The organism is Actinoplanes sp. NPDC051859, from assembly GCF_044452725.1.
Classification (GTDB): domain Bacteria; phylum Actinomycetota; class Actinomycetes; order Mycobacteriales; family Micromonosporaceae; genus Actinoplanes.
This window is the reverse complement of sequence record NZ_JBITBX010000018.1, coordinates 52,593-67,418: the sequence shown is the minus strand read 5'-3', so window position 1 is coordinate 67,418 and position 14,826 is coordinate 52,593. Positions and strand designations below refer to the sequence as shown.

At 72.0% G+C, this 14,826-nt stretch carries 13 protein-coding genes; 10 read left to right on the top strand and 3 right to left on the bottom strand.

All coding sequences use genetic code 11. The features are described from left to right. Window positions 1-11 precede the first annotated feature (11 nt). The 9 genes from ACIA1L_RS30590 (at window position 12) to ACIA1L_RS30550 (ending at window position 9,563) form a co-directional block, all read left to right on the top strand. On the top strand, window positions 12-512 hold the full coding sequence (locus tag ACIA1L_RS30590; protein WP_396076521.1) for a beta-ketoacyl synthase N-terminal-like domain-containing protein: 501 nt from the start codon (window positions 12-14) through the stop codon (window positions 510-512). Then, window positions 509-2,125 (top strand): class I adenylate-forming enzyme family protein, encoded by a 1,617-nt coding sequence (locus tag ACIA1L_RS30585; RefSeq protein ID WP_396076498.1) that lies wholly within the window; start codon window positions 509-511, stop codon window positions 2,123-2,125. The genes ACIA1L_RS30590 and ACIA1L_RS30585 overlap by 4 nt, the downstream gene beginning before the upstream one ends. Then, a complete protein-coding gene (locus tag ACIA1L_RS30580) occupies window positions 2,122-3,381 on the top strand; it encodes a beta-ketoacyl-[acyl-carrier-protein] synthase family protein (protein ID WP_396076497.1) in 1,260 nt (419 codons plus the stop codon). Before ACIA1L_RS30585 ends, ACIA1L_RS30580 begins: the two co-directional genes overlap by 4 nt. A 67-nt stretch (window positions 3,382-3,448) precedes the next feature. Continuing rightward, the gene (gene hppD, locus ACIA1L_RS30575) at window positions 3,449-4,546 is read left to right on the top strand and encodes a 4-hydroxyphenylpyruvate dioxygenase (RefSeq protein ID WP_396076496.1); all 1,098 of its coding nucleotides are present in this window, start codon (window positions 3,449-3,451) and stop codon (window positions 4,544-4,546) included. Beyond that, window positions 4,543-5,466: a phytanoyl-CoA dioxygenase family protein gene (locus ACIA1L_RS30570; protein ID WP_396076495.1), complete on the top strand. Its 924-nt coding sequence runs from the start codon at window positions 4,543-4,545 to the stop codon at window positions 5,464-5,466. The genes hppD and ACIA1L_RS30570 overlap by 4 nt, the downstream gene beginning before the upstream one ends. Before the next feature lie 2 nt (window positions 5,467-5,468). Further along, window positions 5,469-6,266: a DUF3050 domain-containing protein gene (locus ACIA1L_RS30565; protein ID WP_396076494.1), complete on the top strand. Its 798-nt coding sequence runs from the start codon at window positions 5,469-5,471 to the stop codon at window positions 6,264-6,266. Continuing rightward, entirely contained in the window at window positions 6,263-7,234 is a 972-nt protein-coding gene (locus ACIA1L_RS30560; RefSeq protein WP_396076493.1) for a thiamine pyrophosphate-dependent dehydrogenase E1 component subunit alpha, read from the top strand. Before ACIA1L_RS30565 ends, ACIA1L_RS30560 begins: the two co-directional genes overlap by 4 nt. Then, a complete protein-coding gene (locus ACIA1L_RS30555; protein ID WP_396076492.1) occupies window positions 7,234-8,208 on the top strand; it encodes an alpha-ketoacid dehydrogenase subunit beta in 975 nt (324 codons plus the stop codon). The genes ACIA1L_RS30560 and ACIA1L_RS30555 overlap by 1 nt, the downstream gene beginning before the upstream one ends. Continuing rightward, entirely contained in the window at window positions 8,205-9,563 is a 1,359-nt protein-coding gene (locus tag ACIA1L_RS30550) for a hypothetical protein (protein ID WP_396076491.1), read from the top strand. Before ACIA1L_RS30555 ends, ACIA1L_RS30550 begins: the two co-directional genes overlap by 4 nt. An 85-nt stretch (window positions 9,564-9,648) precedes the next feature. Here the strand turns inward: ACIA1L_RS30550 and ACIA1L_RS30545 are convergent, their stop codons facing one another. The 3 genes from ACIA1L_RS30545 to ACIA1L_RS30535 form a co-directional block, all read right to left on the bottom strand. Continuing rightward, window positions 9,649-10,329, bottom strand: coding sequence for an SGNH/GDSL hydrolase family protein (locus ACIA1L_RS30545; protein WP_396076490.1), 681 nt, complete (start codon window positions 10,327-10,329; stop codon window positions 9,649-9,651). A 70-nt stretch (window positions 10,330-10,399) separates the two neighbouring features. Further along, a complete protein-coding gene (locus tag ACIA1L_RS30540) occupies window positions 10,400-11,623 on the bottom strand; it encodes an MFS transporter (protein WP_396076489.1) in 1,224 nt (407 codons plus the stop codon). Beyond that, window positions 11,620-13,167 (bottom strand): class I adenylate-forming enzyme family protein, encoded by a 1,548-nt coding sequence (locus ACIA1L_RS30535; protein WP_396076488.1) that lies wholly within the window; start codon window positions 13,165-13,167, stop codon window positions 11,620-11,622. The genes ACIA1L_RS30540 and ACIA1L_RS30535 overlap by 4 nt, the downstream gene beginning before the upstream one ends. A 356-nt stretch (window positions 13,168-13,523) precedes the next feature. Between ACIA1L_RS30535 and ACIA1L_RS30530 the strand changes: the two genes are divergently transcribed. Beyond that, a complete protein-coding gene (locus ACIA1L_RS30530; RefSeq protein ID WP_396076520.1) occupies window positions 13,524-14,807 on the top strand; it encodes an SGNH/GDSL hydrolase family protein in 1,284 nt (427 codons plus the stop codon). Window positions 14,808-14,826 lie beyond the last annotated feature (19 nt).

Sequence of the window (14,826 nt, the reverse complement as noted above, 5' to 3'; positions counted from 1 at the left end):
CGCAGGCGGCGATGCCCGGGGTGCTGGCCGAGGCGCGTTGGCCCGAAGCCGGCGACGGTGCGCCGCCGCCGCTGCCCGGGTTCGTGCACTCGACGTTTCACCCGCTGGCGGCGGCGGTCGCCGAGCGGTGCCTCACCCGCCGGTACGGCGAGCGTCCCGCGCCGCCGCAGGTGTGCTGTGCGGTGGTGCTGGGCAGCGTGGCGGGGGACCGGCCCAGCGCCGAGCACGTCCGCGCCGCGGTCGACGCCGGTGGCCGGATCGGACCGCTGTTCTTCTTCCAGTCGGTGTCGAACAGCGTGGCCGGGCACATCGCGGCGCGCTGGGGGCTGCACGGCCCGGTGGTGTGCCTGAGCACCACGGAGGATCTGCGGGCCGACGCCACCGCCGCGGCGGAACTGCTGCTGTACGACGGCGACGCCGACGAGGCGCTGCTGGTCCTGATCGAACAGGCATCCGACGGCACCCCCACCGGGGCGGTCGCGGTGCTGATGGGGGGAGGAACCGGTTCATGAGGACCAAGGGACTTCGCGGGGCGCTCGCCGCTGACACCGAGATCGGCGCCGGCAACGTGCTCGCCCGGGTGCTGGCGCACGGGGCGGATCCACAGGGACCGGGATTGACCTTCGACACGGCCGTCGACGGTCACCCGGCCGGACAGCCGCTGACCCTGGGGCAGCTCGACGAGCGGATCGCGGCCCGGGCCGCCTGGCTGCACGAGCGCGGCGTACGCCCCCGCGACCCGGTGGCGGTCTGGGCGACCGGCGCCGCCGACATGGTGCTGAGTTTCCTGGCCCTGGCCCGCCTCGGGGCTGTCCCGGCGCTGATGAACGGCAAGCTGCGCCCGGAGATCGCCGCTGAGTACATCCGCCGGCTGCGGGCCGTCGGGGTGCTCGCCGACGCCGCGCACGCCGAGCTGCTCGACGGTCACGACCTGGGCGCACCGCTGCTCGGCCGGCCCGCCGAGGCCGGTGGCGGCGACCCGGCCGCCGCCCCCGCGCACTACCGGCACCACGACGACGATCCGGTCGTCGTCACCCACACCTCCGGGACGACCGGCGTGCCCAAGGCGGTGCTGCACTCGCACGCCAGTCTTTTTGCCGCTACCCGGCATCTGCTGTCCATGCCGCAGGCGCAGGGAACCGGTCGCATACTCAGCGCGCTGCCCGCCCCGCACACCGCGACGGTGCTGATGGTCAATCAGGCGCTGGGCAACCGGGCGGAGATGTTCCTGCTGTCCGAGCAGGGCGGTGAGCGCGTGCTCGACGCCATCCAGCGGTGGCGTCCGGACGGGGTGTTCGGCTTCTCCGTCACCTGGGCGGAGCTGGCCCGATTCGACCTGTCCGGGTACGACCTGGCCTCGGTGCGGCTGTGGTTCAACACCGGTGACTGCTCGCACGAGCCGCACGTGCGCCGGCTGGTCGCGGTCGGTTCCCGCGACGTGATGACCCGTGCCGGAGTGACCCGGGTGCGCGGCTCGGTCTTCATCGACGGGCTCGGTTCCAGCGAGATGGGGCATTCGATGTTCCACGTCACGCACACCACCGACTCCGACCGGTACGGCCGGTGCGTGGGCCGCCCGTACGCGTTCGCCAGGGTCGCCGTGCTCGATCCGAACGGCAACGAGCTGCCCCCGGGGCAGGTGGGGTGGCTCGGGATCGACTCCCCGTCGTTGTTCCGCGGCTACTGGAACGACTCGCTCACCACCTACCGCTCCCGGCTGCGCGGCTGGTACCTCACCGGTGACCTGGTCCGCGCCGACGCGGACGGCCGCTACTACCATCTGGACCGGGCGGTCGACTCGGTCGACGCCGGGGACGGCCGGTGGTTCTTCACCGCCCTGTCGGAGGAGCGGATCCTCGCCTCCTGTCCGGACGTCACCGACTGCACCGTGGTCATCGTCCGTACGGGCGACACGGTGGTCACCGACGTCCTGCTGGAACTGGCCGCCGGCGCCGACCCGGAGCAGAACCGTGACCCGGCGGTACGCGCGGCGCTCGGCCCGGACCTCGGGGCGACACTGCGCCGGGTGCTGCCGGTGCGAGCCGACGACATCCCGGTCACCGTCACCGGCAAGGTCCGCAAGGTGGCGCTGCGCGAGCGCTACCTGAGCGAGGCCCCGTCGTGACCGCGGTCATCACCGGGATGGGCCTGTTCAGCCCGGTCGGGCGGGGCCCGGCGGCCACCTTCGACGCGGTGACCGGCGGCAAGTCGGGGCTGGTCCGCCCGCCCGAGGGGCATCCCGCGCGGGAGTCGCTGGAGGTCGCCGGCATGCTGCCGGCGATCGACCCCCGTACGGTCGCCTCCGGCCCGGAGACCCGGGTGCTGGACCGGGTGGTGGTGCTGGCGCTGCTCACCGCCGCCGACGCGCTCGCCGACGCCGGCATCGAGGTCGGCCGGGACGTCGACCCCCGGCGGATCGGGGTGATCGTCGGCGGGGTGGGCGGCATGTCCACCCTGGAGGCGCAGGTGATCGCCCGGGCCGAGCGGGGGCGGGCGGCGGTCAGCCCGTACCTGTTGACGGGGATCCTGCCGAACATGCCGGCCGCGCGGATCGCCATCACCCACAACATCCGCGGCTACAGCTCGTCGGTCGGTACCGCCTGCGCCTCCGGCGCCCAGGCGGTCGCCGACGCGGTCCGGCTGATCCGCGCCGGCGAGGCCGACGTGGTGCTCTGTGGGGCCAGCGAGGCGCCGCTGTTCGCGACCTTCGCCGACACCTTCGGCAACGCCCGGGCCCTCGCCCGCGGGTGGGCGGACCCGACCGAGGCCAGCCGGCCGTTCGACCGCCGGCGCAACGGGTTCGTCCTGGCTGAGGGGGCGGCGCTGTTGGTGCTGGAACGCGCCGAACACGCGGCCGCGCGCGGGGCCACCGGCTACGCGGAGATCATCGGGTACGGGGCGACGACCGACGCGTACCACCTGACCGCGCCTCGCCCCGACGGCGTGGCAGCGGCCGAGTGCATGCGGCGGGCGCTGTCCACCGGGGGAGTGGCGGCCGGCGACGTCGGTTACGTCAACGCCCACGGCACCGGCACCCGACTCGGGGACGTCGCGGAGACGACTGCGCTGGCCGCGGTCTTCGGCGCCGGCGGGGTGCCGGTCAGCTCCACCAAGGCGCTCACCGGGCACTTGCTCGGCGCGTCCGGGGTGGTGGAGGCGGCGGCCTGTGCGCTGGCGCTTGGCGCGGGCCTGCTGCCCCCGACGTACCACCTCGACGACCCGGACCCGCAATGCCCGGCGGACCACATCCGAGGTCAGGCCCGGCCGAGCGGTACCCAGTTCGCACTGACCAATTCGTTCGGCTTCGGCGGTCAGAACGTCAGCCTCCTGCTGCGGCGCGTTGCCGCGCCGGGCGCGCGGGCGGTCGGGGCGCCCGGCTGATCGACGCTCCACCCTGGGCGGCACGCGCCCGGGCAGCGGTTACGGGGAACAAGGAAGGGCCTGACAGATGGACATACATGCCATAGATCACATCGAACTGTACGTGGGGGACGCGCGACAGTCCGCCTTCTACTTCGGCACCGCCGTCGGTTTCCACCTGTGTGGACAGGGAGGCCCGGAGACCGGGCTCGACGGGCAGCGCTCCCTGCTGCTGACCCAGGGTGACATCCGGATGGTGCTCACCACGGGGCTCAGTGCCGCGCATCCCGCCACCGAATACGTGCGCCGGCACGGCGACGGCATCGCCGTGGTCGCCTTGGAGGTCGATGACGCCGCTGGGGCGTACGCGGAGCTGGTGGCCCGGGGGGCGACCGGGCTGAGCGCACCACGCACCTGGACCGGCGCGGACGCCGAGGTGGTGACCGCGGAGGTCGGCGGCTTCGGCGACGTGGTGCACCGCCTCGTCGAACGCCGCGGCGACCGGGCGGTGTTCCTGCCCGGGGCGGTGGAGCCGACTCCGCCGGCACGAACCGGGTCCGGGGCCGGGCAGCAGTTGTTGTGCGACATCGACCATCTGGCGGTCTGTGTGCCGCCGGGCCAACTCGCCGACACCGTGGCCCTCTACGCGCGGGTCTTCGGTTTCCGGGAGATCTTCACCGAACACATCGAGGTCGCCGGGCAGGCGATGAACTCGACGGTGGTGCAGAGCCGCTCCGAACGGGTCACCCTGGTGCTGTTGGAACCGGACACGTCGCGCCGGCCCGGGCAGATCGACGCTTTCCTCAGCGAGCACCACGGCGCCGGCGTGCAGCACCTGGGACTGCGTACCGACGACATCGTCACCGCGGTCGGTGCGCTCGGCGAGCGCGGGGTGCGCTTTGCCGGGACCCCGGCCACCTACTACGACGATCTGGAACGACGCGTCGGTGCGATCGCCGCGCCGCTGGACCGGCTCCGCGAGCTGGGCATCCTGGTCGACCACGACCATGGCGGCCAGTTGCTGCAGATCTTCACCGAGTCGATGCACGTGCGCCGCACCCTCTTCCTCGAACTCATCGAGCGGCGCGGGGCGCGCACCTTCGGCAGCGGCAACATCAAGGCCCTCTACGAGGCCAAGGAACGGGAGCTGGCCGCGGCCAGCCCGGCTCAAGGAGTTGGGGTATGACCACCACCCATCCGGCACTGAGCGCCGAGGAGCGGGAGCTGCTGCCCTCCGACGAGGATGTGCGCTTCTACGCCGAGCACGGCTGGTACCTGTCGAAAAAGCTGTTCACCGACGACGAGGTGGACGCGCTCACCGCGGCCACCGACCGCTACTACGACGGCGAACGCGACCGCACCTTGGGCGTACGGCCACCGAAACTGGCCTACTGGGAGCCGGCCAAGGGACCGGTGCAGCGGCACAACGACTACGTCCACTACGAACACTCCGCGATCGGCGCGATTCTGCGCAAGCCATTGCTCGGGGCGGTCGCCGCCCGGCTGGCCCGCGCCGCGGAGATCCGCATCTTCCAATCGACGCTGATCTACAAGCCGCCGATCGCCGGCGAGCCGTCGAACATCGTGCCCTGGCACTTCGACAAGCACTACTGGGCGTCATCCTCGTCCGAGGACATGCTCACCGCGTTCATCCCGTTCCACGACTGTGACGTGGAGATGGGCACCATCACCATGGTCGACGGATCGCACCGCTGGTCGGAGATCGGCGCGGACGACACCGTGGTGCGGCACTTCGCCGACCGCGATCGGGGCCAGTTGGAGGAGATGCTGGCCGAGAACGCGGCCCACAACGGCGCGGAGATCCGCAAGATTCCGATGGTGATCCCCAAGGGACACCTGAGCTTCCACCACTGCCGCACCTACCACGGCAGCGGCGCCAACGTGAGCGGGCGGCCCCGGCGTGCCATCTCGCTGCACCTGCAGGACGGTGCGAACGCCTGGCGCGAGTTCCCGCTTTCCGACGGTACGCACGCGACTTACAACCACGACGTCCTGGTCCGCCGCACCGACGATGGACGGCCGGACTACGCCGACCCCGATTACTGCCCGATCATCTGGCGCGAGAGCGCCCCGCAAGGAGGCTGAACATGTCACGGTACGAATGGGGTAAGACGCACCCGGGAATCGAACGGCTGGAGCGGGCGGTGACCGACCGCCGCGACGTGGTCGTCAAGCACCCCCTCTACGCCAACCTCGACACCCACGAGGCGCTGGTGACCTTCATGGAGCACCACGTCTTCGCGGTCTGGGACTTCATGTCCCTGCTCAAGTCGTTGCAGCGGCAGCTCACCTGCGTGAGCGTGCCGTGGATCCCGACCGGCCCGACCGGCAGCCGCCGACTGATCAACGACATCGTCATGGTGGAGGAGAGTGACGAACTGGGTGAGGGCTTCATCAGCCATTTCGAACTCTACGTGCAGGGCATGCGGGAGGCGGGAGCGGACACGACCGCGGTGGACCGGCTGATCGACCTGCTGCGGACCGGCCGCCCGGTGGGCGAGGCGCTGGCCGAGGCGGGGGTCCCCGCCGCGTCGGCCGCGTTCGCCGCCACCACCTGGAAGATCATCGAGTCGGCGCCGGTGCACTGTCAGGCCGCGGCCTTCGCGTTCGGCCGGGAGGACCTGATCCCGGACATGTTCACCCAGGTGGTCGCGGTCAACGAGCGCAGCGACCGGCTGCACACGTTCGTCGACTACCTGGAGCGGCACATCGAGGTCGACGGCGAGCAGCACACCCCGATGGCGATGCAGATGCTCGCCGACCTCTGCGGCGACGACGACGTCAAGTGGCAGGAGTGCGCCGACACGGTCAACCTGGCGCTGACGGCCCGGGCGAAGCTGTGGGACGACATCCTCGCCGCGGTGAAGGAGGGACGCGACACGTGACCGACGCCGACCCGGTCCGGCTCTACCACACGGTACGGCTGATCCGTCGCTTCGAGGAGCGGGCCATCGAGCTCGTCCGGGCCCGGACGATCGTCGGCGGCATCCACCCGTACCTCGGTCAGGAGGGGATCGCCGCCGGGGTGTGCGCCGCGCTGCGGGGGACGGACCTGGTCACCGGCACCCATCGCGGGCACGGACATGTGCTCGCGAAGGGTGCCGACCCGGCCCGGATGATGGCCGAGCTGTGCGGGCGGGAAACCGGCCTCAACCGCGGCCGGGGCGGGTCGATGCACGCCGCCGACTTCTCGGTCGGGGTGCTCGGCGCCAACGCCATCGTCGGCGCGGCCGGGGCGATCCTCACCGGAGCGGTGTGGGCGCGCCGGCAGCGCGGCGAGGACGTCGTCGGGGCGAGCTTCTTCGGCGACGGCGCGGTCAACGAAGGCATGCTGCTGGAGGCGTTCAACCTGGCCGCGCTCTGGCGGGTGCCGGTGCTGTTCGTCTGCGAGAACAACGGTTACGCCACCACCATGCCCGTCGACGGCGCGGTCGCGGGGACCATCACCGGCCGCGCCGACGCCTTCGGCATCCCGGCCGTCGTGGTCGACGGCCAGGACCCGCAGCGGGTGTGCGTGGCGGCGGCCGCCGCCGTGGATCGGATGCGCGCCGGCGGCGGACCCGAGCTGATCGAGGCGCGCACCTACCGTTTCGACGCACACCACACCTTCGAGCACGAGGTACGCCTCGACTACCGCCCGCCCGAGGAGGTGGCTGCCGGACGCTCCCGGGACCCGGTCGACATCCAGGGCGGCCGGCTGTCCGGCGCCGAGCGGGCAGCCGTCGACGCCGAAGTGGAATCCACCCTCGACGCCGCTGTCGCGTTCGCGCTGGAAAGCCCCGAGCCGGATCCGGCCGGTGCGCTCGATTATCTGTACGCCAGTGGGCTGACCGCCCGGACAGGAGGTGCCTGATGCCCCGCCTGTCGTACCGGCGGGCGCTCACCCGGGCGCTCGCCGACGAACTCGCCCGCGACGAACGGGTCTTCCTGCTCGGCGAGGATGTCCGGGTGGGCGCCTCACACGTGACCGCAGGACTGTTCGCACGCTTCGGAGCGGACCGGGTGCGGGACACACCGCTGTCGGAACAGGCGTTCACCAGCTTCGCGACCGGGGCGGCGCTGGCGGGCATGCGTCCGGTGGTGGAGTTCCAGATCCCGTCGCTGCTCTTCCTGGTCTTCGAGCAGATCGTCAACCACGCGCACAAGTTCTCCCTGATGACCGGGGGCCAGTGTGCCGCACCGGTCACCTACCTGGTGCCCGGCTCGGGCTCGCGTACCGGTTGGGCGGGGCAGCACTCCGACCACCCGTACGCGCTGTTCGCGCACGTCGGCATCGTCACCGCGGTGCCGGCGACGCCGACCGACGCGTACGGGTTGCTGGTCTCGGCGATCCGGCACGACGATCCGGTGGTGGTCTTCGCCCCGGCCGGCGCGCTGGACGTGCGGGAGGACGTCGACTTCGCCGAGCTGGGTCCGGTGCCGCTCGGTCAAGGCCTGGTCCGGCGCCGCGGTGACGATGTCACGGTGGTCGCCGTCGGGCACCTGGTGCACGACGCGCTCGCCGTCGCCGAGGAGCTGGCCGGGCAGGTGTCGGTGGAAGTTTTCGACCCGCGCACGCTGTACCCGTTCGACCTCGACGGGTTGTGCGCATCGGTGGCCCGGACCGGTCGGCTGGTGGTGGTCGACGACTCCAACCGGTCCTGCGGCGTCGCCGCCGAGATCATCGCCAGCGTCGTGGAGCGACTGCCGTTGGCTGCCCCACCCCGCCGGGTCACCCGCCCGGACGGTGCGGTGCTCCCGTTCGCCCCTGGGCTGGACCGGGCCGTGCAGCCCGGCCGGGCCGCCCTCACGGCCGCCATCCATCTCGTCACCAAGGACGGAACATGATCGATGTGAAATACCCGTGGCCGCCGGCCGGGCAGGCGTGGCAGAGCCTGCCCGAGCCGGTCCGGCGGGCGATGGTCGACGCCGGCGCGCGAGAGTCGGCACGGATCTTCCACGGACGTGCGACGTACAACCCACGGTGGCGGCTGGCCCGGCCGCCGGTGCTGACCGCCGACTCGTTCCGGGAACTCAACGAGGTCTGCGACCGGATCGCCCAACTCATCCTGGACGCCTGCCGGCGGCGGGCCGAGACGGCGGAGGAGCTGCGGGCACTGCTCGGCGTGCCACCGGGCGACACCCGCCTGCTCGACGAGCAGGAGCCACTGACCGAGGCGCTGCTGGCGGCGTACCGCCCGGATGTGCTGATCTCCGGCGGCGAGCCGAAAATCGTCGAGTACAACATCGACAGCAGTCTGGGCGGGGGTTTCGACGCCGACACGGTCATCGAGCGATTCGGCGCGCTGTACCGGGAGCGCGGCCTGCTCGACGGGATCTCGGCTCGGCCCGCACCCTCCCTCCTGGACCGGCGTTTCGTGGCGATCCGTGACGAGCTGGGGCTGGCCGAGGGGGCCCGAGTGGCCCTGCTGATGGATTTCGATGCCGACTATCCGGGCCTGGACGACCCCGCCGCCTTCATCCGGATCCTGTCGCCGCTGATCCCGCGGGCCGCCCGGTTCGGCATCGACCTGGTCATCGCGCCGGTCGCCACGGCCCGGCTGGACGACGCGAAGCGGCTGGTGGTGGAAGGTGCGCCGGTGGACGCGCTGTTCCGGCTCTTCGTGCCCAACCGGGTCACCCCGAGCGCCGGCCTGGATGCGGTGTCCGGGGCGTTGACGGCCGGGACTCTGCCGATGTTCGTCAGCGCCGCCGCCTGGCTGCTCGGCAATAAGATCAACTTCGCCTGGCTGTACGAGGACATCGACCAGCTTCCCGCCGACGATCAGGCGCTGATCCGTCGCTACGTCCCCTTTACCGCGGCGCTGACTGCCGCCGAGCTCGACCAGGCTCTCGCCGAGCAGGCACACCTGGTCGCCAAGCCGGCCGACGGTTCCGCCGGCCACGACGTGCTGATCGGCCCGGAGTTGAGCCCGGAGGCATGGGCCGATGGGGTGCGCGCGGCGATCGCCCGGGGTGGCGACATCCTGCAGGCGTACGTGCCGGCCGATCGGGTGGCGATGGACTTCGTGGAGATCGGGACCGGTGCGGTGGTCACCGACGAGGTTCCGTACAGCATCGCCCCGTACCTGTTCGGCCGCACCGGCTCCGGCGCGCTGGCCCGGGTCGGCTACCCCGGCGGCGAGGGAGTGCTCAACCTGGCCCGCGGAGTCCTGCTCACCGGTGTCCTGCTCATCGACTGACCGATCCCGGCGGCGAGACCGGGGCCGTGCACCTGACCCGCCGTCGGTGCCGTCCCGGTCGGCCACCCGGGTGCGCCCGGGCCGGTCAGTGCCCGGCGAGATGCGCGCCGAGCCGGCGTACCGTCTCCGCGGCGGCGATGGCGTCACTGCGGGCGCTGCCGTGCCGGCCGTCAGCGCTGTAGAGCGTCGGATCGGCCACTGCTGGATGGTCGGTGAGGTGCACGTGCAGACAGCCGAGCCGGGCCGCCAGCGCCCGGGTGTGTGTGGACAGCAACCGCATGCGCTCGCCGAGTCCGGGCCGCACCGCGGGCGGCACCGCCGGGCTGTGTGAGACGTCGAACATCCCGACCGTGAGTACGTCCGCGCCCGCCTGCCGCAACGGTGTGATCATCGCGGCCACCTCGACGTCCACCTCCGCCGGTACGAACGACGTCCGGAACGCGTCGTTGCCACCGCACACCACCAGCGCCAGGTCGGGGGCGAAGCGCAGAGCGTCGTCCAGTTGGCTAGCACGCACCTCGTGCGCCCGCAGGCCGCGCCGGCCCAGGTTGAGATACGCCAGCGCGGGTGCGGCCGCCCGCAGCTCGGCGGCGATCCGGTCGGCCCACTGCAGCTCGCTGTACCCGGTGACGGGTTCGCACATCCCCTCGGCGACGCTGTCGCCGAGCACCACGAACCTGCGCCAAGGATGTCCGCCAAGCAGGTCAGCGCTCTCGCCGGCGCGTAGGCAGAACGGATCCGTCAGTTCGTTCAGCGTCGATGGCATGCCGGAACGGTACCGGTCCTGCCGTCCGCCCAGACCAGACGAACGGCGGAGGTCGGGGACGCCCGATGGTTCAGCGCTGACCGGAGGCCGTCGGCTCAGGGGTGCGCCCACCCACGCGCAGCCCGCCGACCAGCAGTGGCAGCCCGGTCAGCACCAGGCACGCCGCCGCCATCACCCACAGTGCCGGCACCAGTCCAAGACCGGCCGCGGTCCAGCCGCCGAGCAGGGCTCCCACCGGCAGACCCAGGAACGCGAGCGAGCCGGAGATGCCGATCACCCGGGTCTGCAACGTCTCCGGCACGCGCTCGTAGAGCGCCGCGCCGAGCAGCGGGTTGACCGCGGCGATCCCCACCCCGGACAGGAAGGTCACGGTGAGCACGACGGCCAGGTCGTCGCTGAGCGCCAACGCGAGCAGCCGGGGGGTGCCGCTGACCGCCGCTCCCACCGCGAACGTCATCCGACGGGGCAGCCGCGGCCCGGCGACCGTGAAGATCAGGTTGCCGAGCAACGCTCCGCCGGCGAAGACCCCCAGCACCAGGCCGAATCCGGTCGGGTGGCCGAAGACCTCGGCCACCCAGAGCGGGATGTAGACCGCGACGCTGGCAGTGGCGAACAGGTTCAGTGCCGAGATCACCAACAACATCGTCAGCAACGTACGGTCGGTGCGCAGATAGGCGAAACCGCCGCGCAGCGCCCGCAGGTAGCTCTCCCGGGGAGCCTGCTCCGTCGGGGCGCTCTGGCGGCCCGCGACGGCGATCAGCAGGGCGCAGAGGGCGAAGGTGCCCGCGTTGATCCCGATCGCCCTGGTCACCCCGACCCCGTCGATGAGCAGCCCGCCGAGCACCACGCCGAAGAGCGACACCCCGCGGACCAGGCCGTCGTACGCGCTGGTCAGCCGGATCAGTGGCACGTCGGCGCGCAGGGCGGCCGGGCGGAACATGACGTGCTTGACTCGGTCGCCGATGCCGCGCAGCCCGCCGGCCACCGCGACCAGAGCCACGAGGGTGCCGAATCCGAGCCAGGGCGCGAGCGCCACCAACGCCACGACCACCGCGCTCGCCGCGTCCGCCACGATCGACGTGCGCCGTACGCCGAACCGGTCGGCCCACGGGGCGGCGAGCGCACCGGAGAGCAGGTACGGCAGGGCTTCCGCCGCCGCCACCACGCCCATCCGGGCCGGGCTGCCGGTGGTCTCCAGCACCAGCCAGGGGATCGCCACCAGGGAGATGCGGCTGCCCAGGTTGGAGATCAGGTCGGCGCCGACCAGGACGTAGAGTTCCCGACGCGGGGTCACGGCGTGGCACCGGTCGCCGCGACCTCCGCATTGCCCGGATGCGCGGCGGCGTACCGGGCGCGCAGGGCCTGCTTGTCCACCTTGGCCGCACGGTTGAGCGGAAGCGCGTCGACGAACTCCACCCCGCCGGGGGCCCAGGTGTCACTCAGCTCCGCGGTCACCAGCGTGATCAGCTCATCCCCGGTGACCGACGCGCCAGCAACGGCGACCACGTACGCGTACGGCAGCTCACCGGCCACCGGGTCGCTCACGCCGATCACGGCGGCGGCGCGCACCTCGGGATGCGCGGCGAGGACGTCCTCGATCGGGCGGGAGTAGATCGGCCAGCTGCGCTGCCGGGTGAGGATCCGGTCCTGCAGCCGGTCCACCAGGTACAGGTAGCCGTCAGCGTCGAGATGGCCGATGTCGCGGGTCCGCACCCAGCCGTCGACCAGGGTCTCGGCGGTCAGTTCGGGCTGGCCGTGGTAGCCGTGGAAGCTGAGGGCGGTGCGCACCCACACCTCGCCGTCCGCGCCGGCCGGCAGGACCCGCCCGTCGGTGTCACGGATCTGCACCGTCACGTCGCCGTACGGCCGGCCGCACGAGCGCAGCCGTTCCGGATGCTGCGGATCGTCGGTGAGGTCGGGCAGCGCACAGATCACTACGGCCTCGCTGAGGCCGTACACGATGCGCAGGCAGGGGCCGAACCGGGCGATTGCCTGACGCAGCCGCGCGGGCGCGGCGGGCCCGGCACCCACGTTGAACATGACCATGGTGGAGAAGTCCGCCCCGACCAGCGCCGGATGGTCGAGCACCTCATAGAGCATCGGCGGGGTGAGGAAGGTGGAGGTGAGCCGTTCGGCCTCGACGGTGTGGACGAACGCTGCCGGGTCCCACTGCTGGCGCAGGAACAGAACTCCGCCGGTGAAAAGGTTGAACAGCGTGGTGATCTGGCCGCTGGCCAGCCACATCGGCGAGTGCGACAGGTGCCGCAGCAGCGGCGGGCCGGCCGCGCGGAACCCGGCGGCCAGGGCGAGCACCTGCCGGTAGAAGCTCTCCCGGTGGTGCACCAGTTTGGGAGTGCCGGTGGTGCCGCTGGTCTGCAGGATCGACTCGGGTACGGGCACCGCAGCGGGCAGCGCTCCGCCCGGGGCCGGGGTCAGCTCCACGCCGAGCCGCAGCACCGGGACGCCAGGCAGCGCGGCGGCGATCTGCGCGCCGAGGTCGTCGTCGGCGTCGTGCACGAACACGTCGGGGCCGGCCAGACGCGCGAAGTCGTCGATCTCGCGGCGCGAGGTGACCGGGGCGATCCACATCGTCCGGCAGCCGAGCAGGTGCAGGGCGAGCTGGAGCAGCGGGGCCTGCACCGTGTTGCCGAGCATGACCAGCACCGCCGCGCCGGGCCGTACGCCGTGCGCGGTGAGTGCCCCGGCCAGGCCGCGTACCTCGGCGACGACCTCGGTGTAGCTGAGCCGGCGGCCGTCGCCGACCAGTGCCTCCCGCTCGCCGAAGGCGGCGAACAGCTCCAGCGCGTCGTGTACGTACGTCGTCGGCCGATCGGTCATCGTGCGGGCCCCCAGTCGATGCGTGGTGGTCAACTTCGCGGCGGCCTGCGTCAGGCGCCCGCGGCGACCGGCCTAGCGAGGCCTGCGGGCGGACCGAATACCGACGCGCCGGCGCGTGAGCGGGTGACCGCACCGCCGCCCCGTTCGAGCCTAAGCACGTGGCTGGGCCGACGGACAGAGCCGAACGGCGGCGCGGAGTCCACACAGTGGACATCGGGTCATGTCGATCAGGTTGATTGACGCTCGTCAGAGCCTCCGGCTAGGTTCCGTCCATCGCCCGGGCCGGGGCGATCATGGGCCGGCCCTGGGCTGCCACAGATGGAGGTTCCATGTCGACCCCGAAACGATGGCACGTCATAGCTTCTGCGGCTGCGCTGCTGGTCGTGAGCGCCCCAGCCATAACAGCCAGTGCCGGCCCCTCGGCCGCCGAGCGCACCCTCCCGCCGCGGGCGGAGTGGGCGGGCGGCTGGGCCACCGCGGTCACCCGCGGCAACACCGCCGGCCTCACCTACACCGGCCTGAACGACCAGAGCATCCGGATGACCGTACGCACCACGGTCGGCGGCGATCGGCTGCGGGTGCGGCTGACCAACCTCTACGGCGAGCAGGCCGTCAAGGTCGGGCACGCCACTGTGGCCCGCCCGAACAACGGTACGCCCGACGACCGGTCCGACATCGACGCGGCCACGCTGCGCGAGCTGACCTTCGGCGGGTCCACCTCAGCCACCATGAACAAGGGTGCCGAACTGCTCAGCGACCCGCTGAACTTCCGGGTCGCCGAGCAGGAGGAACTGATCGTCACCCTGCACTTCCCGGTGCTCACCGGCCTGGTCACCTTCCACGGCCAGTCCAAGGTCACCACGTTCATCGGGGCCAAGGACCTGACCACCACCGCCGACGGCGCCGGATTCACCATCCGGCCCAACTGTTGTTGGATGTTCCTCTCCGGTCTCGACGTGCAGCGGCGGCACAGCCCGGGCGCGGTCGTGGTGCTCGGCGACTCGATCGGCGACGGCAACGGCAGCACCGTCAACGCCCACAAGCGTTGGCCGGACCTGCTCGCGGATCGGCTGGTCGTCGCCCGCCCGGAGGTGAACACCCCCGGTGTGCTCAACCTGAGCCTGGCCGGCAACCGGCTCAACCACGAGGGGCCCGAGCCCGGCGCGGGCGGCTTTCCCGGTTACCCCGAGCTGGGACCGAATGCCCTCGCCCGGCTCAACGAGGATGTCTTCCCGCAGACCGGGGTGAAGACTCTGGTGACCCACCTCGGCATCAACGACATCTGGATGTCCGACGACTCCGCCGAGAACATCATCACCGCCCTGCGGCAGATCAACCGGCAGACTAAGGCGCGTGGACTGCGTAGCCTCGCCGCGACGCTCACCCCGTACGAGGGGCACGGCAACCCGGGCGTGTGGACGCCGGAGAAGGACGCGACCCGGCAGGCGGTCAACGCCTGGCTCCGCGGCCAGGGCAAGGCCGAGTTCGACGGCCTGCTCGACTTCGATGCGGTGCTGCGCGACCCGGCCCAGCCCAGCCGACTGCTGCCGGCGTACGACTCGGGCGACCACATCCACCCGAACGACGCCGGCAACAAGGCGATGGCGGACGCCGTACCGCTGCATCTGCTCGGTCTGTGACACCGGTGGGGCGGCGGGA